This is a genomic window from Streptomyces sp. NBC_01410 (genome assembly GCF_045040195.1).
GTDB lineage: Bacteria > Actinomycetota > Actinomycetes > Streptomycetales > Streptomycetaceae > Streptomyces.
On record NZ_CP109530.1, the window covers coordinates 6125620 to 6148125 of the forward strand.

Here is a 22506-nt window from a genome sequence, read left to right on the forward strand (position 1 = left end):
GCCCCTACGGGACGTCGAGTCTGGCCGGCACCGTCTTCTTGACGGCGTCGGCCAGTTCGGCGAGCGGCGTGACGTCGTGGGCGTACCGCTTGTCCATCGTGACCTCGACATAGGTCTTGCGGTACGTGGTGGTCAGCCGGGGGCCGTCGGACTTCTCCTCCAGCAGCCAGTTGACTCCGTCCGCCTCCACGGCCTTCGACTGTGCGTCGCTCATCTTCGCGGGCCGCGGGACACCACAGCGCAGTACGATCGCCGCATCGCCCCAGCCGGCGGTCAGATCGGAAGCCGGCTCAGGGTCGCTGCGGTCCTCACCGGCCACGGACTTCGGGAGCTCCTTGTCCAGTGCACCGCACAGGGCGGCCTCGTTCGACGGCGGGCTGGGAACCGTGACCGACGACGCTGCGTCCGTGGAGGAGCAGCCCGCGGCGGCCAGCAGCACCAGGGCGGCAGCGGACAGAAAGAAGGGCCGGCGGCGGGAAGACGTCACCGGCCAAGCGTAGACGGGGGCTACAGGTGCACGACCGGGCAGGTCAGGGTGCGGGTGATGCCGTCCACTTGCTGGACCTTGGCGACCACCATGCGACCGAGATCGTCTACCGTCTCGGCCTGGGCGCGCACAATCACGTCATAGGGACCGGTTACGTCCTCGGCCTGAATCACTCCCGGAATCTTGCCGATGGTCTCGGCGACGGTCGACGCCTTGCCCACCTCGGTCTGGATGAGGATGTACGCCTGTACCACGGAACCTCCAGGGCGGCCACGAGGATCATGTGGGGGGAAGGGACGCCACGGTATCGCGTCGCCGCGGGCCGCGGGGAGACCCGCGCGCCGGGTGACGCCCGCAGCGTGGCGTACGGAAGGCAGAAGTTGACGTATCTCTTGACGGTACCCAGGGCGCGTACGGCTCGCGACCGCAAGCGAGCAGCACTGCCGGAGGTCCCGGCAGGACGACGGAGAGGTGAGACTCGGTGAAGGGCACTGTGGGCGAGTTGGGGGAGTTCGGGCTCATCAGGGAGCTCACCTCACGGCTCACCTCCACCCCCGCGGTCCGGCTCGGACCCGGTGACGACGCGGCGGTCGTGGCCGCACCCGACCGCAGGGTCGTGGCGAGCACGGACGTACTGCTGGAGGGGCGGCACTTCCGCCGTGACTGGTCGACGGCGTACGACGTGGGGCGCAAGGCCGCCGCACAGAATCTGGCCGACATCGCGGCCATGGGTGCGGTCCCGACCGCGCTGCTGCTCGGCCTGGTCGTCCCGGCCGAACTCCCCGTCACCTGGGCCACCGAGCTGATGGACGGCATCCGCGACGAGTGCCAGGTGGCCGGGGCGGCGGTGGTCGGCGGCGATGTCGTACGCGGCGACCTCATCACGCTCGCGATCACCGCGCTCGGCGATCTGCGCAACCACGAACCGGTCACCCGGGCCGGCGCCCAGCCCGGCGATGTCGTCGCGTACACGGGCTGGTTGGGCTGGTCGGCCGCCGGGCACGCGGTGCTCTCGCGCGGCTTCCGCTCGCCGCGCGCCTTCGTCGAGGCACACCGGCGGCCCGAGCCGCCCTACCACGCGGGCCCCGCGGCGGCCGGACTCGGCGCCACCGCCATGACCGACGTCAGCGACGGACTCGTCGCCGACCTCGGGCACATCGCGGAGGCCAGCAAGGTCCGTATCGATCTGCGCTCGGGCTCCATCGACATCCCCTCGCAGATGAACGACATCGGCCAGGCCGTCGGCGTCGACCCGCTGCAGTGGGTGCTGACCGGGGGAGAGGACCACGCGATCGTCGCGACCTTCCCGCCGGACGCGAAGCTTCCGGCCCGCTGGAAGGTGATCGGCGAGGTGCTCAACCCGTCGGCGCTGCCGCAGGTGACGGTCGACGGTGCGCCGTGGACCAAGAAGAGCGGCTGGGACCACTTCGGGGACATCGAGGACGGCAAGTAGATTCGGGGGCATGGACATACCCGCCCTGCCTCCTCGTGTGCTCACCGTCGCCGGGTCCGACTCCGGCGGCGGTGCGGGCATTCAGGCCGACCTGAAGACGATGCTGGCGCTCGGTGTGCACGGCATGAGCGTGCTCACCGCGGTCACCGCGCAGAACTCGCTGGGTGTGCAGGGCGCGTGGGAACTGCCCGTCGACGCGGTACGGGCCCAGTACCGCAGCGTCGTCGACGACATCGGCGTACAGGCCGTGAAGACGGGCATGCTGGCGTCCGCGCCCCTCGTCGAGACCGTCGCCGAGCTGCTGGCCGGAACGGACGCGCCGGTCGTCGTCGACCCGGTGGGCGTCTCCAAGCACGGGGATCCGCTGCTGGCCGCCTCCGCGCTCGACTCCGTACGCACCAAGCTGCTGCCCCTCGCGACCGTGGCAACGCCGAATCTGGACGAGGTCGAGCAGCTCACGGGCGTACGGGTGGAGGCCGAGGCGGATCTGCGCCGGGCGGCGGACGCGGTGCTGGGCTTCGGGCCGCGGTGGGCGCTGATCAAGGGCGGGCATCTCGCGGGCGACGCGGTGGACCTGCTGACGGACGGCGCGCAGGAGCACTGGCTGCGCGCGCCCCGGCACGACAACCGGCACACGCACGGGACGGGCTGCACGCTGGCGTCCGCGGTGGCCTCGGGGCTGGCGAAGGGGATGGATGTTCCGGGGGCCGTACGGGCCGCGAAGGAGTACGTCACGGGGGCGATCGCCGCGGGGTTCGCGCTGGGGGGCGGGATCGGCCCGGTTGATCACGGCTGGCGCCTGCGCTGATCGCCGGGTTGTCCCGGCGACTGCCGTCCGGGCACGGCAAAAAGCCGGTCCACCGAGGTGGACCGGCTTTCAAGGCAACCGGAGGGGCTGCGCTACGACGAAACGTCGCGGTTAGCGCGAGACCTTGCCGGCCTTGATGCACGAGGTGCAGACGTTGAGCCGCTTCGGCGTCCGACCGACCACGGCACGCACACGCTGGATGTTCGGGTTCCAGCGACGGGACGTACGGCGGTGCGAGTGCGAAATGTTGTTGCCGAAGCCCGGCCCCTTGCCGCAGACGTCGCAGTTGGCAGCCACGGGTCACTCCAAAGACTTCAGATGCACTTACAGTGAATTCCGGCGCGCCGGATCAGTGATCTGATTGGTGGCTTTGCCGGGGGAATGGCCCGACTCTCATCGGGCAACCGGAGCAGCATACAACGACTGCGTCCGAGATACGAAACTACCATGGCTTCTCCCGCCCCCGCCCCGGACCCCGCTCCCGCCAGGGGTCTACCCTGCGGTGCAACCCGCTGCTCAGGGCCCTTCCGGCCGTTCAAGGAGGATCACCAGGTGCCGCAGACCCTCGACGCCGCAGCGGTACGCACCTGGTGCTCACTGGCACTGGAAGCGCTGGGCCGGGAGCGCGAGGAGATCGACGCGATCAACGTCTACCCGGTCGCGGACGGGGACACCGGAACGAACCTGTATCTGACCGTCGAGTCCGCGGCCCAGGCAGTGGAGGCGGTCTTCTCCGCGCACGAGACCGAACGCTCGGCGCCCGCGCCCGCCGATGTGGTCCGGGCGATGGCCCACGGCGCGCTGATAGGCGCCCGGGGCAACTCCGGGACGATCCTGGCGCAGCTGCTGCGGGGCATGGCGGAACGGCTCGGTGCCGGAGACCACCTCGCCGACGCGCTGCGCAGAGCCGCCGGGCTGGCGCGCGAGGCGGTCGCGCATCCCGTCGAAGGCACGATCCTCACGGTCGCGGCGGCGGCGGCGGACGCGGCCGAGGCCTCACCGGACGACCCCGTGCGCGCCGCGTACGAGGGGGCCCGGGCCGCGCTGGACGCGACGCCGGGACAGCTTGCTGTGCTGGACCGCGCGGGGGTCGTGGACGCGGGCGGTCGCGGGCTGCTGGCGGTGCTGGGGGCGCTCGTGCAGGCGGTGACGGGGGAGGCTCCTTCCGCGCCCGGTCCCACGCATGTACACCCCCCGGTAGCTGCCGCCGTCGCGGCGGAAGGCGGCGAACCGTGCGCGGACGGAGGGCCGGCGTTCGAGGTGATCTACCTCCTGGAGGCCGACGACGCGGCCGTGGCCCGGCTGCGGACCCGGCTGGACGGGCTCGGTGACTCGCTGGTCGTCGTCGGCGGCGACGGGCTGTGGAACGTGCATGTGCACGTCGATGACGCGGGCGCGGCGGTCGAGGCGGGCGTCGAGGCCGGGCGGCCGTACCGGATCCGGATCACCCACTTCGACAGCGCCGCGGGTACGTCGCGCGAGCAGGTGCAGCGGGCGGTCGTCGTGGTCGTCCCCGGGGAGGGCCTGGCGGACCTGTGCGCCGAGGCGGGCGCGACGACGGTGCTCGCGCGTCCGGGGGAGCCGCCGGCCAGCGGCGAACTGGTCGAGGCGATCCGGCGCGCGCATGCCCGTGAGGTGGTTCTGCTGCCGAATTCCGCGGAGCTGCGGCACACCGCGGCGGCGGCCGCGGAACAGGCCCGTACGGAGGGCGTACGGGTCGCCCTCATCCCCACCCGCGCGGCGGTCCAGGGCATCGCGGCGCTCGCCGTCCACGAACCGGACCGCCGCTTCGACGAGGACGTCGTCGCGATGACAGCGGCCGCGGGCGCGACCCGCTACGCCGAACTGGCCGTCGCAGAACGGCAGTCGTGGACGACGGCGGGCGTGTGCCAGGCCGGTGATGTCCTCGGTCTGATCGACGGCGACGTGGCGGTGATCGGCGCGGACCTGCCGGGCACGGCGGAGGCGGTCCTGGACCGGATGCTGGCGGCGGGCGGCGAACTGGTGACGCTGATCCTGGGCGAGGACGTACCGGAGGGCGACGCGGTGGCGGAGCGCCTGGAACGGCACGTCAGGGAAGGCCACTTGGCGGTGGACACGGTGGTCTACCTGGGCGGCCGGGGGGCGTCACCACTGCTCATCGGGGTGGAGTAGGGGGACGGGCCGCCCGACGGACCGCGATGCCGATGCCCGACTCGCGGCACCGATGTGACCAGCGGTTATCCACAGGTGCGCGACGTCTGTCAGTGCTGTGGTGTGCAATGGATCGCGTGTCCGCGCTCGACGAACCCCTGAAGAAGACGCTCGGAGCCGCCACCGCGAAGGTGATGGCCGAGCATCTGGACCTGCACACCCTCGGTGATCTGCTGCACCATTACCCGCGCAGGTACGCGGAGCGGGGCGAGCTCACGCACCTGTCCGACCTGCCGCTGGACGAGCACGTCACCGTGGTCGCCCAGGTGGCGAGCGCCCGCGTGCTCACCTTCAGCGGCTCGAAGGGCCGGGGCCAGCGGCTGGAGGTCGTCATCACGGACGGCAGCGGTCAGCTGCAACTGGTCTTCTTCGGCAAGGGCGTTCACAAGCCACACAAGGATCTTCTGCCGGGCACCCGCGCGATGTTCGCCGGCAAGGTGTCGGTCTTCAACCGCAAGCTGCAGCTCGCCCACCCCGCGTACGAACTGCTCCACGGAGACAGCGACGAGGCCGTCGACTCCTGGGCCGGAGCCCTCATCCCGATCTACCCGGCCACCACGAAACTGGAGTCCTGGAAGATCGCCAAGGCGGTCGACGCGGCACTGCCCAGGGCCGGCGAGGCCGTCGACCCCCTGCCGGACGCACTGCGCGAAGGACGCGACCTCGTCCCGCTCCCCGAGGCCCTGCTGAAGATCCACCGGCCGCACACCAAGGCGGACATCGCGGTCGCACGTGACCGCCTGAAGTGGGACGAGGCCTTCGTCCTCCAGGTCGCCCTCGCCCGCCGCCGGTACGCCGACACCCAACTGCCCGCGGTGGCCCGCACACCGCGGCCGGACGGGATGCTCGACGCCTTCGACGCCAAGCTGCCCTTCACCCTGACCGACGGCCAGCAGAAGGTCACCAAGGAGATCTTCGACGACCTCGCGACCGAGCATCCGATGCACCGCCTGCTCCAGGGCGAGGTCGGCTCGGGCAAGACCATGGTGGCCCTGCGGGCGATGCTCGCCGTCGTCGACGCGGGCGGTCAGGCGGCCATGCTCGCGCCCACCGAAGTCCTTGCCCAGCAGCACCACCGCTCGATCACGGAGATGATGGGCGAGCTCGCGGAGGGAGGGATGCTCGGCGGCGCCGAGCACGCCACCAAGGTCGTGCTGCTGACCGGCTCGATGGGCGCGGCCGCGCGCAGGCAGGCACTGCTCGATCTGGTGACCGGTGAGGCCGGGATCGTGATCGGCACGCATGCGCTGATCGAGGACAAGGTGCAGTTCCACGATCTGGGGCTGGTCGTCGTCGACGAGCAGCACCGCTTCGGCGTGGAGCAGCGCGACGCCCTGCGTTCCAAGGGCAAGCAGCCGCCGCATCTGCTGGTCATGACCGCGACCCCCATTCCGCGAACGGTCGCGATGACGGTCTTCGGCGATCTGGAGACCTCGGTCCTGGACCAGCTGCCGGCCGGGCGCTCGCCGATCGCCAGCCATGTGGTCCCCGCCCAGGACAAGCCGCACTTCCTCGCGCGCACCTGGGAGCGTGTGCGCGAGGAAGTGGAGAGCGGACATCAGGCCTATGTGGTGTGTCCCCGCATCGGTGACGGCGAGGACGAGCCGAGGAAGAAGTCCGCGGAGGACGAGGCCGAGAAGCGCCCGCCGCTGGCCGTGATCGAGATCGCCGGACAGCTCGCGGCGGGCCCGCTGAAGGGCCTGCGGGTGGAGGTCCTGCACGGCCGGATGCAGCCCGACGACAAGGACGACGTCATGCGCCGCTTCGCCGCGGGCGCTGTCGATGTCCTGGTCGCCACCACCGTCATCGAGGTCGGTGTCAATGTCCCCAACGCCACCGCGATGGTGATCATGGACGCGGACCGGTTCGGAGTCTCGCAGCTGCACCAGCTGCGCGGCCGGGTCGGCCGTGGCTCGGCCCCCGGGCTGTGCTTGCTCGTCACCGAGATGCCCGAGGCCGCCCCCGCCCGTGCCCGGCTGGGCGCGGTCGCCGCCACGCTCGACGGCTTCGAGCTCTCCCGTATCGACCTCGAACAGCGCCGAGAGGGCGATGTGCTGGGCCAGGCCCAGTCCGGCGTCCGCTCCTCGCTGCGGATGCTCACCGTCATCGACGACGAGGAGATCATCGCGGCGGCACGGGAGGAGGCCGTCGCGATCGTCTCCGCGGATCCGGAGCTCCAGCACCAGCCGGAGCTGCGTACGGCGCTGGACGCGCTGCTCGACACCGAGCGGGAGCAGTACCTCGACAAGGGCTGACCTGCGGGAAAGTGTCTCCGGTGGGAAGGTGGCGAGTGGAAGACGGCGTACCGGAAAGGAGTGTGCCGCCATGGACTCCGGCACTGACCCCCGCTCGGTAGTGCGCGCCTATCACGATGCCTGGACCCGTGGGGACTTCGAGACCGCGGTCGGCCTGCTTTCCCCCGGCCTCAAGGTCGAGGTGCCTGTCAACGACTACCCCACGACCGAGTCGTTCGCCGCGGCCCTCGCTGCCTTCGGCGGACTCGCCACTCGCGTGGCACTGCTCTCGGCGCTCTACGGAGAAGACGAAGCGATGCTGCTCTACGACATGGATGTCCAGGGGCTGGGAACGCTGCGTGTGGCGGAACACTTCACCGTCGCCGCCGGCCGGATCACCCGGATCCGCCAGATCCACGACACCGTGACGATTCGCGCCGCGGGGTTCGCGCAGAACGGCTGAACCCGGGTTCGGCTGCGGCAGGTTCACGCGGCCCGGTGCCTGCGAGCGCCGCAGAGTTCCTACGAGTCGGTCCGCACCATCTGAGGCACGGCCTGGGGGTCGGCGGCGCGGGCGGCAGCGCCCGGCGCCTCGACCGAATGCGGCTCCTCGTGCCGGGGTGCGAGCAGCGCCGAGGCGATGCCGACCGCCGCCAGACCCGCTCCTACCCACAGGGCCGGTTTGAAGGCGTCCACGAACGCGTCGGGTGATCCGTAGACGGCCGGGCCGGTGAAGACGGCCGCGAGGACGGCGATACCGAAGACGCCGCCGAGTTCACGGACCGCGCTGTTCGTCCCCGAGGCGACTCCGGCCTCCTGCTGCGGCACGGAGCCCATCACCGCGTTGGCCACGGTCGGGAAGCACATCGACGTCCCGACGCCGGCCACCGTGAGGGCGGCGCTCAGCTCCGCGTAACCCATACCGGGGTCGGCGATCGCGGCGACCCACCCGAGTCCGATCGCCTGCAGCGCCAGTCCGGCGGCCATGAAGGGGCGGTTGCCCCAGCGGTCGGCCAGGGTGCCCGCCACGGGCGCGATCAGCATGGGCGTCGCGGTCCAGGGGAGGATCCACAGCCCGGCCGCGAGGGGCGAGTTGCCGAGCCCGATCTGCAGGAACTGCGACATCAGGAACAGCGCGCCGAAGAGCGAGGCGTACATGAAGAAGCTGACGCCGTTGGCCGTGGCGAAGCCGCGCAGCCGGAACAGGCCGAGGGGAACCATCGGGTTGCGGACCCGCCGCTGCCAGGCGACGAAGCAGGCGACGAGCGCCGCCCCGGCCAGCAGTGAGGAGATCACTTCGGCACTGGCCCAGCCGACCGTGTTCGCGCGCACCAGCCCCCAGGTCAGGCCGAGGAAGCCCGCTCCGGCCAGAGCGAGTCCCAGCAGGTCGAGGCGGGGCCTCGGGCCGAAGCTCTCGGTCAGCCGGCGCAGCGCGAGCGGGACCAGGACAAGACCGATCGGGACGTTGAGCCAGAAGATCCACTGCCAGTCGAGACCGTTGGTGATGGCTCCGCCGACGACAGGTCCCATGGCGACCGCCGTGCCGGCGATGCCGCCCCAGAGCCCGATGGCCATCCCACGCTTCTCGGCCGGGAAGGCCTGGCTGATCAGGGTGAGCGTCAGGGGCATTACGATCGCGGCGGCTCCGCCCTGCACCGCGCGGGCCGCGATCAGTGCTCCGACGGAGGTCGAGAGGGCCGCCCCGGCCGAGGCGACGGCGAAGGCGAAGAGCCCGATGGCGTACATACGCCGCCTGCCGAAGCGGTCGCCGAGCGCGGCCCCGGTCAGCAGCAGGCAGGCAAAGCTCAGGTTGTAGGCGTTGACCGTCCATTCGAGGTCGGTGAGTTTCGCGTCAAGGTCGACGCGCAGCACGGGCAGCGCGGTGGCCACGACCAGGGTGTCGAGGGCGACCATGAACAGCCCGAAGGAGGCCAGGACCAAGGTCCATCCCTTGTGGGGGCCGACTGCGGCGGGGACGCGGGGGGTGGTTTCGTACGGCACGTTTTCCTGCGGCATGGCTCTCCGCTCCTTGCGGATCGTTGTCTCGGATTCCGTCTCACCTCCCCGACGGGCGGGAAGGGGGCGAATCGACACAGACCGCAGGAAAATTGCTGGGGAGAGGCTGTCGATCCGGGCGGGTGCCGTACGTCGGCATCAACAGAAGGCCCGAGCGGCGGGCCCACGAGCGAGAAGGGATCGCGCCATGGCGCAGTACCTGATCCTGATCTACCACGACGAGCAGGCCTGGGCGGATGCCCCGCAGGAGGTGTGGGACCGGACCCTGAAGGAGCACCGCGCCTTCCAGGAGGCCAACGTCGGAGCCATCCTCGGCAGCAACGCCCTGCACCCGACCGCCACGGCCACCTGCGTCCGCACGGACGACTCGGGCGCCCTGGCCGTCACGGACGGACCGTTCGCCGAGACGAAGGAGGCGCTCGGCGGCTACTACCTCGTGGAAGCCGCCGACCTGGACGAAGCCATCGCCGTGGCCAAGCAGTGCCCGATGGCCTTCGGCGGTATCGAGGTACGGCCCGTGCAGATCTTCGACTGACGGGAGCCCCCGGTGGCCAGAGACGGCGCGGCCGGCGGGGTCCGCACGGACCCCGCGGTCGCCGCCGCTGTCGCGGACGCGCACCGCCGCGAGTGGGCCTTCGTGCTCGCCGCGACAGCGCGCCTGACGCACGACCTCGACCTGGCGGAGGAGTGCGTGCAGGACGCGTACGCCAAGGCGCTGACGGTATGGGGCGAGCGCGGCATCCCGCGCCGCCCCGGCGCCTGGCTGACCACGACCGCCCGCAACCGGGCGCTGGACGTGCTCCGGCGGGACGCGACCCTGCGCAGGTCGCTGCCGCAGCTCCTGGACCTCTCGGGCGATCCCTTCGCGGAACCGGAGGCTGTGGTGGACGGGGACGGGCCGGAGGAGTTCCCCGACGACCGGCTGCGGCTGATCTTCACCTGCTGCCACCCCGCGCTCGCCGAAGAGGCGAAGGTCGCCCTCACACTGCGGCTGCTGTGCGGCCTGACGACCGCGGAGGTGGCACGCGCCTTCCTGGTCGGCGAGCCCGCGATGGCCGCCCGGATCACCCGGGCGAAGAAGAAGATCGCCGCCGCGCGGATCCCCTACCGGGTGCCGCCCGCCGACGAACTGCCCGCCCGTATCGAAGCGGTACTCACCGTGGTGCATCTGCTCTACACCACCGGGCACACCGCTCCGGCAGGCGCCGACCTCGTCCGCCGTGACCTCGTGGAACGGGCGCTCGACCTCGCCAGGATGCTGCGCACGCTGCTGCCCGACGACGCGGGCGTCGCCGGACTGCTGGCCCTGATCCTGCTGACCGACGCGCGCCGCGACACCCGCGCGGGCGACGACGGGCGGCTGCTGCTGCTCGCCGAGCAGGACCGTACGCAATGGGACCGCGCGGCGATCGGGGAAGGGATCGCGCTGGTGCGCGAGGCCCTGCGCCGCAGACCTCCGGGGCGCTTCGCGCTCATGGCGGCCATCGCCGCGGTCCACGCCGAGGCGCCGAGCTGGGAGGAGACCGACTGGCGGGAGGTGGTGGCGCTCTACGACCTGCTGGTGCAGATCTGGCCGTCGCCGGTGGTGGCCCTCAACCGGGCCGTGGCGGTGGGCTTCGCGGGCGGCCCCGCAGCCGGGCTCGCCGCGGTCGACGCGCTGTCCGCGGAGCCCCAGCTGGCGGGGTACGGCTATCTGGCCGCGGCCCGCGCCGACTTCCTGCGCAGGCTCGGCCGCACCGCGGAGGCGAGATCGGCGTACGAGGAGGCGCTCCTGCTCACGGAGAACGCCGTCGAGAGCGACTTCCTGGCGGGTCGCCTGGAGCAGCTGGGCAGCGCGGACTGATACGGAGTGGTCCGAACCTGAGCGGACCGAACCCGTGCGACGGCCTATCGTTTAAGCACATCCGGTCAGCGCATCCGCTCGGCACCACAGCTCGGCACCACAGCTCGGCACCACAGCTCGGCACCACAGCTAAGCGCATCCGCTCAGCCGCATCCTCAGCCTCATCCGCCTCCGTCTCGAAGGACCCAGACTCAGATGACCCGCGTGATCGCCGGCGCGGCCGGCGGGCGCCGTATCGCCGTCCCGCCCGGCACCGGCACCCGCCCCACATCCGACCGTGCTCGCGAGGGGCTCTTCTCCAGCTGGGAGTCCCTCCTCGGCACGCTCGGCGGCATCCGTGTCGCCGACCTGTACGCGGGCTCCGGCGCCGTCGGCCTGGAGGCACTGTCCCGGGGCGCGTCCCACGCCCTCCTCGTCGAGGCGGACAACCGCGCAGCCCGCATCGTCCGGGAGAACGTCCGGGCGCTCGGACTGCCCGGTGCCGAGGTCCGTACCGGCAAAGCGGAACAGATCGTGACAGGCCCGGCGCCCGAGCTCCCGTACGACGTCGTTTTCCTCGACCCTCCGTACGCCGTCACCGATGACGATCTTCGGGAGATTCTGCTCACACTCCGTCGCCAGGGCTGGCTCGCGGACGATGCTCTCGCCACCGTGGAGCGCAGCACCAGAGGCGGCGAATTCGTCTGGCCGCAGGGCTTCGAGCCACTGCGGGCCCGTCGCTACGGCGAGGGCACGCTTTGGTACGGTCGCGCCGCCTCTACGTGCGAAGACGCACGATGACCGGTTCGGAGAGCGAGGGACTTCAGTTGCGCCGCGCAGTCTGTCCGGGGTCATTCGACCCCATCACCAATGGGCACCTCGACATCATTGCCCGCGCCTCCAAGCTGTACGACGTCGTACATGTCGCGGTGATGATCAACCAGTCCAAGCAGGGGCTGTTCACGGTCGAAGAGCGGATGGAGATGATCCGCCAGGTCACCAGCGAGTACGGGAACGTCGTCGTGGAGTCCCACCACGGCCTCCTTGTCGACTTCTGCAAGGAGCGCGACATCCCGGCCATCGTCAAGGGACTGCGCGCGGTCAGCGACTTCGACTACGAGCTGCAGATGGCCCAGATGAACAACGGGCTCACGGGTGTCGAAACCCTCTTCGTCCCGACCAACCCCACCTACAGCTTCCTGTCCTCCAGCCTCGTCAAGGAGGTCGCGGCCTGGGGCGGCGACGTCTCCCACCTGCTGCCTCCGGTTGTTCACGAGGCCCTGACCCGGCGCCTCGCCCAGAAGTGACGAACTGACAGTCCGTCACCCGGTGTCGGGCGGGCGCCGACTGCCCGTACAGTCGTCCCGTCCGTCTCCCATCAGTTCTAGAGAGTGGCGAACCCACGGTGGACGTCCAGAAGAAGCTCGACGAGATCGTCGAGGCGGTCGGCAACGCCCGGTCCATGCCCATGTCGGCCTCCTGCGTGGTCAACCGCGCCGAGCTGCTCGCCATGCTCGAAGAGGTCCGTCAGGCCCTGCCGGGCTCCCTGGCCCAGGCCCAGGAGCTGATCGGCGGCCGTGAGCAGATGGTCGAGCAGGCCCGCCAGGAGGCCGAGCGGATCATCGAGACCGCCCACGCCGAGCGGGGTTCGCTGATCGCGGACACCCAGGTCGCCCGCCAGTCCCAGGACGAGGCCGACCGCATCCTCGCGGAGGCCCGCCGGGAGGCAGAGGAGATCCGTGCCGAGGCTGACGACTACGTCGACTCCAAGCTCGCCAACTTCGAGGTCGTCCTCACCAAGACCATCGGCTCGGTCGACCGCGGCCGCGAGAAGCTGCTGGGCCGTGGCCCCGGCCTGGACGAGCAGGGCTTCGCCGACGAGGACGCCCCCGAGTACAGCGCTGACCCGCAGACCCTGATCCAGCGTGCCGACGCGTACGTGGACACCAAGCTGGGCGCCTTCGAGGCCGTGCTCTCCAAGACTCTCGACGCGGTCGGCCGCGGCCGCCAGAAGCTGCACGGCCGTACCACCAGCGACGCCCTCGGCGAGCACATGGCCGCCCAGGACGCGGCGGGCACCCAGCAGCACGCCAGTGACGCCGACTATCTGGCCGGGCTCGCGGAACTGCCCGAGCCGCAGCCGCAGCCCCAGGCTCAGCCCCAGCACCAGTACCAGCCGGTGGCCGAACAGCAGCCCCAGATCCCGGCCCAGCAGGACCCGTACGCCTACCAGCCGCAGGAGGCGTACGCCGGCTATCAGGCCGACCCGTACGCCGCCTACCAGCAGCAGGGCTACGACCAGCAGCAGTACGCCCAGCAGGACCCGTACGCCTACCAGCAGCAGGCCCAGCACCAGCCGCAGCAGCAGGTCCAGCAGCAGGGCGCCGCCCTCGACGAGACCAGCCTGTTCGACACCAGCATGATCGACCTGGAGCAGCTGCGCCGGTACGAGCAGGGGCGCTGAACGGCTGCCGGGAGGCGCGGATTGGGTCTACGGCGGCCCGTCCAGTATCCTGGCTCTTCGGTCGCGCGCAGCTCCGCGATCACGGCTGCCCGCTTCGCACCGAGAAGCCCGGGACGGCCCTTCCTCACGATCCGAAAGCAGGAAAAACCCTGAGCACGCGCCTCGACCACCGCAACCCCCTCGTGTTCGACACACACGAGCTGGGGCGGCGTCCTGGTGCCCTCCAGCGGCTGACCCGCTCGGTCGATGCCCCCAAGGACTTCGGTATCGCAGGGGTCATCGGTGTGCCGGAAGGCGCACCCGTGAAGCTCGACCTCCGTCTGGAGTCGGTCATGGAAGGTGTGCTTGTCACAGGCACCGCCCGTGCATCGGCCGAAGGGGAGTGCGTAAGGTGTCTGGAGCCGCTGAGCCAAGAGGTCGCGGCGGACTTCCAGGAGATGTTTTCGTACCCCGACGCCGATGACCGGGGCCGCAGTCGCACTGCGGAGCCGGTCGACGACGCCGAGGACGAGGACGTGCTCTTTCTCGAGGACGGCATGTTCGACCTCGAGCCCGTGCTGCGTGATGCGGTGGTGCTCGCACTGCCGATGCAGCCGGTGTGCCGGGAGACCTGTGCCGGTCTGTGTCCCCAATGCGGGATCAGGCTGGACGAGAACCCGGACCACCACCATGACGCCGTCGACATTCGTTGGGCGGCACTGCAGGGACTCGCCGAGACCATTCAGGACGGCGAGAAGGACAACATGGGCGGCGCCGAAGCGGGCGTCGACGAGAAGCAGGAGAAGTAGCCGTGGCTGTTCCGAAGCGGAAGATGTCGCGCAGCAACACGCGCCACCGCCGGTCGCAGTGGAAGGCTGCGGTCCCCACCCTGGTTTCGTGTGAGCGTTGCCAGGAGCCGAAGCAGCAGCACATCGCGTGCCCGAGCTGCGGCACCTACAACAAGCGCCAGGTCCTCGAGGTCTGAGCGGCTGGTGAGAGGCCCGATGTCTGAGCTGTCCAATGCCAAGAAGCAGGCAGACGCAGTAAACACAGCCAACGCAGCCTCGTCCCACACGCTTCTGGAAGGGCGGCTCGGGTATCACCTCGAGTCCGCCCTTCTGGTGCGTGCGTTGACCCACCGTTCGTACGCGTACGAGAACGGCGGTCTGCCCACCAACGAGCGTCTCGAATTCCTCGGGGATTCGGTGCTCGGCCTGGTGGTCACGGACACGCTGTACCGCACCCACCCCGACCTGCCCGAAGGCCAGCTGGCCAAACTGCGGGCCGCGGTGGTCAATTCTCGTGCGCTGGCGGAGGTCGGCCGCGGCCTCGAACTCGGCCTCTTCATCCGGCTCGGCCGGGGCGAAGAGGGCACGGGAGGCCGGGACAAGGCGTCCATCCTCGCCGACACCCTTGAAGCGGTGATCGGTGCGGTCTATCTCGACCAGGGCCTCGAAGCGGCCTCGGAGCTGGTGCACCGGCTCTTCGACCCGCTGATCGAGAAGTCCTCGAACCTGGGCGCGGGCCTGGACTGGAAGACCAGTCTCCAGGAGCTCACCGCCGCCGAGGGGCTCGGAGTTCCGGAGTATCTCGTCACCGAGACCGGCCCGGACCACGAGAAGACCTTCACTGCTGCCGCCCGCGTCGGTGGTGTCTCGTACGGCACCGGCACCGGCCGCAGCAAGAAGGAAGCGGAGCAGCAGGCGGCGGACTCCGCATGGCGGGAGATCCGTGCCGCCGCGGACGAGCGCGCGACTGCGGCGAAGGCCGAAGCGGAGGCCGGGGCCAAGGCCCGGGCCGAGGCGGAGGCTCTGGCCGACGCGGAAGCCGAAGCGACCGCTGCTGATGACGAAGGGGCCGCCGCCCCTTCGGCCTCGGAATCCGGGGACCGGGCCTCGGCCTGAGTCCACGTTTCCGCTTTCCCCGCGGGGCCCCTCGCTCTTCAGGAGCGCAGGGGCCTCGCGGTTTTCCGCCTCAGGCACGGAGGTACGCTGCGGGCGTCACGCTGAGATTGCCCGAAGGAGCCCCGTGCCCGAGTTGCCCGAGGTCGAAGTCGTACGTCGCGGACTCCAGCGCTGGGTCAGCGGGCGGACGATCGCCGAGGTGGAGGTGCTGCACCCGCGCGCGGTCCGCCGCCATCCGGCCGGCGCCGGGGACTTCGCGGCCCGGCTCAAGGGCCACAGCGTCGGGATCGCCCGCCGCCGCGGCAAGTACCTCTGGCTGCCGCTTGCGGACACGGACACCTCGATCCTCGGCCATCTCGGCATGAGCGGGCAGCTGCTCGTACAGCCCGAGGACGCCGCCGACGAGAAGCATCTGCGTATCCGGATCCGCTTCGACGACCGGCTCGGCACCGAGCTGCGCTTCGTCGATCAGCGCACCTTCGGCGGTCTGTCGCTGCACGACAACACTCCTGAGGGGCTCCCGGACGCGATCGCCCACATCGCCCGTGATCCGCTGGACCCGGCCTTCGACGACGCGGCCTTCCATGCTGCGCTGCGGCTGCGCCGTACGACGGTCAAGCGCGCGCTGCTCGACCAGTCGCTGATCAGCGGCGTCGGGAACATCTACGCGGACGAGGCACTGTGGCGCGCCCGGCTCCACTACGAGCGCCCCACCGCGACCCTGACGCGCCCCCGCTCGGCCGAACTGCTCGGTCATGTACGGGACGTGATGACCGCGGCCCTGGCCGTCGGCGGCACCACCTTCGACAGCCTGTATGTGAACGTGAACGGCGAATCGGGCTATTTCGACAGGTCGTTGGATGCGTACGGCCGCGAGGACGAGCCCTGCCGACGCTGCGGCACACTCATGCGCCGCCGTCCCTGGATGAACCGTTCCAGCTACTTCTGCCCGCGCTGTCAGCGGGCGCCGAGACTCATCCGCACCTCGTCGTAGCGCTCGCGCGCGGCGAGCACCTCGGGCATCCGGCCCTCGACGAGGTGGATCAGCCCGAGCAGCCGCTCGGCGACGGCGTGTCCCAGCGCGGTGAGTTCATAGTCCACGCGCGGAGGATTGGTGGCCTGTGCCTCGCGGTGGACCAGGCCGTCGCGCTCCAGCGCGTGCAGCGTCTGGGAGAGCATTTTCTCGCTCACACCATCGACGCGCCGGCGCAGTTCGTTGAAGCGGAGGGTCCCCTCGTGCAGGGCCCCGATCGTCAGGCTGCCCCAGCGGCCCGTCACGTGCTCGAGCGTGCCGCGTGAGGGGCACTGCTTGGAGAAAACGTCGAAGGGGCGGCCGTCGTCGTCCATGACGGCCACCCTACTCCGGTGTACTAACTGTCCGTAAGTGTTGGATCAGCGGCTAGAAGCCGAAGTCCTGGGTCCACCAGGGGCCGCCGTCGCCCATGACCACACCCATGCCCAGCGTCTTGTAGTCGCAGTTGAGGATGTTGGCGCGGTGACCGTCGCTGTTCATCCAGGAGTTCATCACCGCGGCGGCGTCGGCCTGCCCGCGGGCTATGTTCTCGCCGCCCAGACCCTTGACGCCCGCCTGGTCGGCGCGGTCCCAGGGAGTGTCCCCGTCGGGGTCGGTGTGGTCGAAGAAGCCGCGCGCGGCCATGTCGGCGCTGAAGTCACTGGCGAGATCCGCAAGACCGGCATCCGGGCGCACCGGGCTGCAGCCCACCTTCGCGCGCTCCTTGTTGACCAGGGTGAGCACCTCGGCCTCGGCGGCCGCCGCGCCCGAGACAGGGGGCTTGGCCCGCTCGGACGAACGGGCGGGGGCGCGGGTCTCGGTACGGGTCGGGGCCGTCGTCTTCTTCTCCGCCTGCGGGGCCTTCGTCTGCTTCGACGGAGTCGCCGACGGCTTGGTCGGCGTGGGGGAGGGGGTCTTCGACGGTGCCTGCGGGCGCGGCGCGGTGGGGCTCGCGGGGGCCGAGGTCCCCTTCGTCGGCTCGGCGCTCGCGTCGCCCTGGGTCTGCAGCTGGGCGGAGCCCTCGCTGCGTATCTGCCCGCTCGGCTCACTGCCGCCGCTGACGTCGAACTTGTCGCCGCCCGGCAGCAGGCCGGACGCGACGGCGACAGCGCCTACGGCCATGGCCGCGGAGGCGCCGAGCAGCCCGGTGCGCACGGGCATGCCCGACCGCTTCTTCCGGCGTGCACCACCCCGGTGCCTGCCTGCGGCTCCGTCCGCGTTGTCGTGCGCGGCGGGTGCGTCGGCGGAGCGTCGATGGCGTCCCATCTGCTGTGCCTTCCTGATGCTCGACGAAGCTCGACGGTCAAACGTCAAACTGACTCACCCATATGGGTGAAGCTCATTTCGACGGGACTGTACGCCATGACGCGTGGGGGCGAAGTGCTCTGTGTGCAATTGGCCCGTTACCTTGCACGCATGAACGATGACGCACGGCTCACCGCCTGGGTACGCGGCCGGGTACAGGGAGTGGGCTTCCGTTGGTTCACCAGGGCGAATGCTCTTCAGATCGGCGGCCTCACGGGATTCGCCGTGAATCTCGACGACGGCAGAGTGCAGGTTGTGGCAGAGGGGCCACGTGAGAATTGCCACCGTCTGCTGGAGTGGCTGCGCTCGGACGACACACCCGGGCGGGTCGAAGGTGTCACCGAGATCTGGGACACCCCGCGCGGCGGCTACGAAGGCTTCGCGATCCGCTGAGGTCATCGCGCATTTCCTCGCGGAAGTCGGTCCTGCGGGCATGCCCCGGGCACCTGCCCCGGCAGAAATTGGCTGGTGGTTGCCAAGAAGGGCTTGTCGTGCCAGGCTGCGCCAGTAAGAATGATCTCTACGCCCCCTGGGCCCCGCTGAGAGGCTTCGCCGCACGTTCCGCGGCCGTACGCCCCCGGGTTTGCCCGCCGACGCGGGGCGTGATCGTGTTGACCGTCAAACTTTTTGGTGAGACTCTGGAAGCCCCGCGCACCTTAGCTGTTTGGCAGTAAGAACCGCAGCCGTATTCAGCACCAACAAGCACTGTCGAGCACCGCGGGTGCGAATCCCTCACGACCCACACCGCTTCGGTCGGTCACTCAGTGTGGAGGACCATCCATCATGGCAAAGGCGCTTCTCGGTTACGTCGGCGGTAACGACCCGCGACTCCTCGCCGAGATGCGACGGCTTCAGCAGCGCGTCCAGGACCTCGAATCCGAACTTGTACGGATTCAGTCCGAGAACGACGCGCTCAACGCTGCCGTCGCTCAGCACCCTGGAGAGTCGTTGCTCGAAGGCATCGACATCGACGTACCCCAGGCGGAGCCTGCGCTCACCTGAGCACGGCGTTCGCTGGAGAATCATCGCGCACAAGATATGCAAGGGACGCCTCGGCGTCCCTTCTTTCTTTTGCGCTCCGCCCCTTACAGTCCTTCCCTTACCGTCTGATGTGCCCTGCACCTTCATAGGTGAAACCGAGCGCGAAAGGTAGAGTCCGGCTGCGTGCACCTCAAGGCCATGACCCTGCGCGGGTTCAAATCCTTCGCGTCCGCCACGACGCTGCGCTTCGAGCCGGGCATCACCTGCGTCGTGGGGCCCAATGGGTCGGGCAAGTCCAATGTGGTGGACGCGCTCTCCTGGGTCATGGGTGAGCAGGGGGCCAAGTCGCTGCGCGGCGGCAAGATGGAGGACGTCATCTTCGCCGGGACGACCGGACGGCCCCCGCTGGGCCGCGCCGAGGTCTCCCTCACCATCGACAACTCCGACGGCGCGCTCCCCATCGACTACGCCGAAGTCACCATCACGCGGATCATGTTCCGCAACGGCGGCAGCGAGTACCAGCTCAACGGCGACACCTGCCGGCTCCTCGACATCCAGGAGCTGCTGTCCGACTCCGGCATCGGCCGCGAGATGCACGTCATCGTCGGCCAGGGCCAGCTCGACTCCGTACTGCACGCCGATCCGATGGGACGCAGGGCCTTCATCGAGGAGGCCGCGGGCGTCCTCAAGCACCGTAAGCGCAAGGAGAAGGCGCTGCGGAAGCTGGACGCGATGCAGGCCAACCTCGCGCGCGTACAGGATCTGACCGACGAACTGCGCCGCCAGCTCAAGCCGCTGGGGCGGCAGGCCGCCGTCGCCCGGCGGGCCGCCGTCATCCAGGCCGATCTACGTGACGCCCGGCTGCGGCTGCTCGCCGACGATCTCGTACGGCTGCGGGAGGCGTTGCGCAGCGAGATCGCCGACGAGGCCGCGCTGAAGGAACGCAAGGACGCGGCCGAGGCGGAGCTCAAGGCCGCGCTGACGCGCGAGGCGGAGCTGGAGGACGAGGTACGGCGGCTCGCGCCACGGCTGCAGCAGGCCCAGCAGAGCTGGTACGAGCTCTCCCAACTGGCCGAGCGGGTGCGCGGCACGATCTCGCTGGCCGACGCGAGGGTCAAGAGCGCGAGCGCCGCGCCCGCGGACGAGCGGCGTGGCCGCGACCCGGAGGACATGGAGCGCGAGGCCGCCAGGATCCGTGAGCAGGAGGCCGAGCTGGAGGCCGCGCTGGAGGCGGCCGAGCGCGCCCTGGAGGACACCGTCGCGCACCGCGCCGAGCTGGAGCGGGAGTTGACGGTCGAGGAGCGGCGGCTCAAGGACGTCGCCCGGGCGATCGCCGACCGGCGCGAGGGTCTTGCCCGGCTCAACGGCCAGGTCAACGCGGCACGCAGCAGGGCCGCTTCGGCGCAGGCCGAGATCGACCGGCTGGCCGCCGCACGCGACGAGGCCCAGGAGCGGGCCGTCGCCGCGCAGGAGGAGTACGAGCAGCTCAAGGCCGAGGTCGACGGGCTCGACGCCGACGACTCCGCGCTCGGCGAGCAGCACGACGCGGCCAAGCGGGAGCTGTCCGGGGCGGAGGCCGCACTCGGCGCGGCCCGTGAGGCGCTCACCGCCGCCGAACGACGGCGCGCCGCCGTGGCGGCCCGCCGTGAAGCCCTCGCCCTGGGCCTGCGCCGCAAGGACGGCACGGGCGCGCTGCTCGCCGCGAAGGACCGGCTGAGCGGACTGCTGGGACCGGCGTCGGAGCTGCTGACGGTGGCCACCGGCCACGAGGTCGCGGTGGCGGCGGCGCTCGGCGCGGCCGCGGACGCCGTGGCCGTGTCCAGCCCGGCGACGGCCGCCGAAGCGCTGCGGCTGCTGCGCAAGACCGACGCCGGGCGCGCCGCGATACTGCTGAGCGGCGCCCCCGAGTCCGCGGCGCCCGAGCGGCGACCGGACGGTTCCCCGTACGCCGCCGACCTGGTGCGCGGGCCCGAGGAGCTGATGCCCGCCGTGCGCAGACTGCTCCGGGGCATCGTCGTCGTCGGGACGCTGGAGGACGCCGAGGATCTGGTTTACGGGCGGCCCGAACTCACCGCCGTGACCGCCGAGGGCGACGTCCTCGGCGCGCACTTCGCGCAGGGCGGCTCCGCCGGTGCGCCGAGCCTGCTGGAGGTGCAGGCCTCCGTCGACGAGGCCGCCGCCGAGCTGGAGGAGCTGGCCGTCCAGTGCGAGGAACTGGCCGCCACCCAGCAGCAGGCCACCGCCCGCCGCCGTGAATGCGCCGCGCTGGTCGAGGAGCTGGGGGAGCGCCGCCGGGCCGCCGACCGCGAGAAGTCCGCGGTGTCGGGGCAGCTCGGGCGGCTCGCCGGCCAGGCGCGAGGCGCCGCGGGCGAGGCCGAGCGGACGACCGCGGCCGCGGCCCGGGCGCAGGAGGCGCTGGAGCGGGCCCGCGAGGAGGCCGAGGAGCTGGCCGAGCGGCTGCTGGTCGCCGAGGAGGCTCCCGCCGAGGAGGAACCGGACACGCATGTACGGGACCGGCTCGCAGCCGACGGCGCCAACGCCCGCCAGACCGAGATGGAGGCCCGCCTCCAGGTCCGTACGCACGAGGAGCGCGTCAAGGGGCTCGCGGGACGCGCGGACTCGCTCGACCGGGGAGCGCGCGCCGAGCGCGAGGCGCGGGCGCGGGCCGAACAGCGGCGCGCCCGGCTGCGTCACGAGGCCGAGGTGGCCTCCGCGGTGGCGAGCGGCGCCCGCCAGCTGCTGGCCCATGTCGAGGTCTCCCTCGTGCGCGCCGAGGCGGAACGGGTCGCCGCCGAGGCGTCCAAGGCCGAGCGTGAACAGGATCTGAGCGCCGCCCGCAACCAGGGGCGCGACCTCAAGGGCGAGCTCGACAAGCTGACCGACTCGGTGCACCGCGGCGAGGTGCTCGGGGCCGAAAAGCGGCTGCGGATCGAGCAGTTGGAGACCAAGGCTCTGGAGGAGCTCGGCGTGGAACCGGCCGGGCTGATCGCGGAGTACGGGCCCGACCAGCTGGTGCCGCCCTCACCGCCCGCCGAGGGCGAGGAGCTGCCGGAGGACTCCGAGCACCCGCGGAACCTGCCGAAACCTTTCGCACGTGGCGAGCAGGAGAAGCGCCTCAGGTCCGCCGAACGGGCGTACCAGCAGCTCGGGAAGGTGAATCCGCTCGCGCTTGAGGAGTTCTCGGCACTGGAGGAGCGCCACAAGTTCCTCTCCGAGCAGCTCGAAGACCTGAAGAAGACCAGGACCGACCTCCTTCAGGTGATCAAGGAGGTCGACGAGCGCGTCGAGCAGGTCTTCACCGATGCGTACCGGGACACCGCCCGCGAGTTCGAGGGCGTCTTCTCGCGGCTGTTCCCCGGCGGTGAGGGACGGCTGATTCTGACTGATCCCGACAACATGCTCACCACGGGTGTGGATGTCGAGGCCAGGCCGCCCGGCAAGAAGGTGAAAAGGCTCTCGCTGCTCTCGGGCGGGGAGCGGTCGCTCACCGCGGTGGCGCTGCTGGTGTCGATCTTCAAGGCCCGGCCGAGCCCGTTCTACGTCATGGACGAGGTCGAGGCGGCGCTCGACGACACCAACCTCCAGCGGCTGATCAGGATCATGCAGGAGCTCCAGGAGTCCTCGCAGCTGATCGTGATCACGCACCAGAAGCGGACGATGGAGGTCGCGGACGCGCTGTACGGCGTGTCCATGCAGGGTGACGGTGTCTCCAAGGTCATCAGTCAGCGCCTTCGCTGACGCTTCGTCCACACCCTGCACACTTCTTCAACACTTGAATGAAGATGGATACCGGCGTCCTCTGAAGTCGACTTGACCCGTCTCTTGACTTCGACACTTGAATGAATAGT

The 22506-nt window shown here is 70.6% G+C and carries 23 protein-coding genes; 17 read left to right on the forward strand and 6 right to left on the reverse strand.

All coding sequences use genetic code 11. From position 1 onward, the window contains the following. Positions 1-4: 4 nt before the first annotated feature. Positions 5-487, reverse strand: a complete 483-nt coding sequence (locus tag OG741_RS28285) for a DUF3515 domain-containing protein (protein WP_405602518.1) — start codon at positions 485-487, stop codon at positions 5-7. A gap of 20 nt (positions 488-507) precedes the next feature. Beyond that, positions 508-741, reverse strand: coding sequence for an Lrp/AsnC family transcriptional regulator (locus tag OG741_RS28290; protein ID WP_108152814.1), 234 nt, complete (start codon positions 739-741; stop codon positions 508-510). A gap of 227 nt (positions 742-968) precedes the next feature. Here OG741_RS28290 and OG741_RS28295 point away from each other — a divergent pair, with 227 nt between their 5' ends. Together OG741_RS28295 and thiD are read left to right on the forward strand one after the other, a co-directional pair. Continuing rightward, positions 969-1940: a thiamine-phosphate kinase gene (locus tag OG741_RS28295; RefSeq protein WP_266488756.1), complete on the forward strand. Its 972-nt coding sequence runs from the start codon at positions 969-971 to the stop codon at positions 1938-1940. A gap of 10 nt (positions 1941-1950) precedes the next feature. Further along, entirely contained in the window at positions 1951-2748 is a 798-nt protein-coding gene (thiD, locus tag OG741_RS28300; protein WP_405602520.1) for a bifunctional hydroxymethylpyrimidine kinase/phosphomethylpyrimidine kinase, read from the forward strand. Between the two features lie 111 nt (positions 2749-2859). Here the strand turns inward: thiD and rpmB are convergent, their stop codons facing one another. Next, the gene (gene rpmB / locus OG741_RS28305) at positions 2860-3045 is read right to left on the reverse strand and encodes a 50S ribosomal protein L28 (protein ID WP_003957616.1); all 186 of its coding nucleotides are present in this window, start codon (positions 3043-3045) and stop codon (positions 2860-2862) included. 255 nt (positions 3046-3300) lie between these two features. Here rpmB and OG741_RS28310 point away from each other — a divergent pair, with 255 nt between their 5' ends. From OG741_RS28310 to OG741_RS28320, 3 genes are all read left to right on the forward strand, one after another. Beyond that, positions 3301-4902, forward strand: coding sequence for a DAK2 domain-containing protein (locus OG741_RS28310; protein ID WP_405602523.1), 1602 nt, complete (start codon positions 3301-3303; stop codon positions 4900-4902). A 107-nt stretch (positions 4903-5009) separates the two neighbouring features. Further along, a complete protein-coding gene (gene recG / locus OG741_RS28315) occupies positions 5010-7196 on the forward strand; it encodes an ATP-dependent DNA helicase RecG (RefSeq protein WP_405602526.1) in 2187 nt (728 codons plus the stop codon). A gap of 70 nt (positions 7197-7266) precedes the next feature. Continuing rightward, the gene (locus OG741_RS28320) at positions 7267-7638 is read left to right on the forward strand and encodes a nuclear transport factor 2 family protein (protein ID WP_405602528.1); all 372 of its coding nucleotides are present in this window, start codon (positions 7267-7269) and stop codon (positions 7636-7638) included. Between the two features lie 59 nt (positions 7639-7697). Here the strand turns inward: OG741_RS28320 and OG741_RS28325 are convergent, their stop codons facing one another. Continuing rightward, positions 7698-9191, reverse strand: coding sequence for an MFS transporter (locus tag OG741_RS28325; protein WP_405602530.1), 1494 nt, complete (start codon positions 9189-9191; stop codon positions 7698-7700). Between the two features lie 187 nt (positions 9192-9378). On the opposite strand from OG741_RS28325, the gene OG741_RS28330 reads away from it, so the two are divergent. The 9 genes from OG741_RS28330 to mutM all read left to right on the forward strand — a co-directional run bounded on the left by OG741_RS28330 (position 9379) and on the right by mutM (position 16354). Next, positions 9379-9726, forward strand: a complete 348-nt coding sequence (locus OG741_RS28330) for a YciI family protein (RefSeq protein WP_405602532.1) — start codon at positions 9379-9381, stop codon at positions 9724-9726. Between the two features lie 12 nt (positions 9727-9738). Next, positions 9739-11034, forward strand: a complete 1296-nt coding sequence (locus OG741_RS28335; protein WP_405602533.1) for an RNA polymerase sigma factor — start codon at positions 9739-9741, stop codon at positions 11032-11034. Between the two features lie 195 nt (positions 11035-11229). Then, entirely contained in the window at positions 11230-11814 is a 585-nt protein-coding gene (rsmD, locus tag OG741_RS28340) for a 16S rRNA (guanine(966)-N(2))-methyltransferase RsmD (protein WP_142213436.1), read from the forward strand. Positions 11815-11840: 26 nt separating this feature from the next. Then, positions 11841-12320: a pantetheine-phosphate adenylyltransferase gene (gene coaD, locus OG741_RS28345; RefSeq protein WP_324979675.1), complete on the forward strand. Its 480-nt coding sequence runs from the start codon at positions 11841-11843 to the stop codon at positions 12318-12320. Positions 12321-12418: 98 nt separating this feature from the next. Beyond that, entirely contained in the window at positions 12419-13477 is a 1059-nt protein-coding gene (locus OG741_RS28350; protein ID WP_405602536.1) for an ATP synthase F0 subunit B, read from the forward strand. 149 nt (positions 13478-13626) lie between these two features. Then, a complete protein-coding gene (locus OG741_RS28355; protein ID WP_405605815.1) occupies positions 13627-14265 on the forward strand; it encodes a YceD family protein in 639 nt (212 codons plus the stop codon). 2 nt (positions 14266-14267) lie between these two features. Next, entirely contained in the window at positions 14268-14441 is a 174-nt protein-coding gene (gene rpmF, locus OG741_RS28360) for a 50S ribosomal protein L32 (RefSeq protein WP_026165248.1), read from the forward strand. 19 nt (positions 14442-14460) lie between these two features. Continuing rightward, positions 14461-15360: a ribonuclease III gene (gene rnc / locus OG741_RS28365; protein ID WP_405602539.1), complete on the forward strand. Its 900-nt coding sequence runs from the start codon at positions 14461-14463 to the stop codon at positions 15358-15360. A 124-nt stretch (positions 15361-15484) separates the two neighbouring features. Then, on the forward strand, positions 15485-16354 hold the full coding sequence (gene mutM, locus OG741_RS28370) for a bifunctional DNA-formamidopyrimidine glycosylase/DNA-(apurinic or apyrimidinic site) lyase (RefSeq protein WP_405602541.1): 870 nt from the start codon (positions 15485-15487) through the stop codon (positions 16352-16354). Here the strand turns inward: mutM and OG741_RS28375 are convergent. Next, positions 16318-16707: a winged helix-turn-helix transcriptional regulator gene (locus tag OG741_RS28375; RefSeq protein ID WP_405602542.1), complete on the reverse strand. Its 390-nt coding sequence runs from the start codon at positions 16705-16707 to the stop codon at positions 16318-16320. The genes mutM and OG741_RS28375 overlap by 37 nt on opposite strands. Positions 16708-16759: 52 nt before the next feature. Beyond that, the gene (locus OG741_RS28380) at positions 16760-17638 is read right to left on the reverse strand and encodes a CAP domain-containing protein (RefSeq protein ID WP_405602544.1); all 879 of its coding nucleotides are present in this window, start codon (positions 17636-17638) and stop codon (positions 16760-16762) included. Between the two features lie 150 nt (positions 17639-17788). On the opposite strand from OG741_RS28380, the gene OG741_RS28385 reads away from it, so the two are divergent. The 3 genes from OG741_RS28385 to smc all read left to right on the forward strand — a co-directional run bounded on the left by OG741_RS28385 (position 17789) and on the right by smc (position 22396). Further along, entirely contained in the window at positions 17789-18070 is a 282-nt protein-coding gene (locus tag OG741_RS28385) for an acylphosphatase (RefSeq protein ID WP_405602545.1), read from the forward strand. Positions 18071-18460: 390 nt separating this feature from the next. Next, on the forward strand, positions 18461-18679 hold the full coding sequence (locus OG741_RS28390; protein WP_142213425.1) for a hypothetical protein: 219 nt from the start codon (positions 18461-18463) through the stop codon (positions 18677-18679). Positions 18680-18841: 162 nt separating this feature from the next. Beyond that, the gene (gene smc, locus OG741_RS28395) at positions 18842-22396 is read left to right on the forward strand and encodes a chromosome segregation protein SMC (protein WP_405602547.1); all 3555 of its coding nucleotides are present in this window, start codon (positions 18842-18844) and stop codon (positions 22394-22396) included. Positions 22397-22506: the final 110 nt, after the last annotated feature.

Bases quoted from the DNA above. Each gene is read 5' to 3' on its own strand.
- thiD (WP_405602520.1), top strand. From the start codon at position 1,951: ATGGACATACCCGCCCTGCCTCCTCGTGTGCTCACCGTCGCCGGGTCC.
- recG (WP_405602526.1), top strand. From the start codon at position 5,010: ATGGATCGCGTGTCCGCGCTCGACGAACCCCTGAAGAAGACGCTCGGA.
- OG741_RS28320 (WP_405602528.1), top strand. From the start codon at position 7,267: ATGGACTCCGGCACTGACCCCCGCTCGGTAGTGCGCGCCTATCACGAT.
- OG741_RS28325 (WP_405602530.1), bottom strand. From the start codon at position 9,191: ATGCCGCAGGAAAACGTGCCGTACGAAACCACCCCCCGCGTCCCCGCC.
- OG741_RS28330 (WP_405602532.1), top strand. From the start codon at position 9,379: ATGGCGCAGTACCTGATCCTGATCTACCACGACGAGCAGGCCTGGGCG.
- rsmD (WP_142213436.1), top strand. From the start codon at position 11,230: ATGACCCGCGTGATCGCCGGCGCGGCCGGCGGGCGCCGTATCGCCGTC.
- rnc (WP_405602539.1), top strand. From the start codon at position 14,461: ATGTCTGAGCTGTCCAATGCCAAGAAGCAGGCAGACGCAGTAAACACA.
- OG741_RS28375 (WP_405602542.1), bottom strand. From the start codon at position 16,707: ATGGACGACGACGGCCGCCCCTTCGACGTTTTCTCCAAGCAGTGCCCC.
- OG741_RS28380 (WP_405602544.1), bottom strand. From the start codon at position 17,638: ATGGGACGCCATCGACGCTCCGCCGACGCACCCGCCGCGCACGACAAC.
- OG741_RS28385 (WP_405602545.1), top strand. From the start codon at position 17,789: ATGAACGATGACGCACGGCTCACCGCCTGGGTACGCGGCCGGGTACAG.
- OG741_RS28390 (WP_142213425.1), top strand. From the start codon at position 18,461: ATGGCAAAGGCGCTTCTCGGTTACGTCGGCGGTAACGACCCGCGACTC.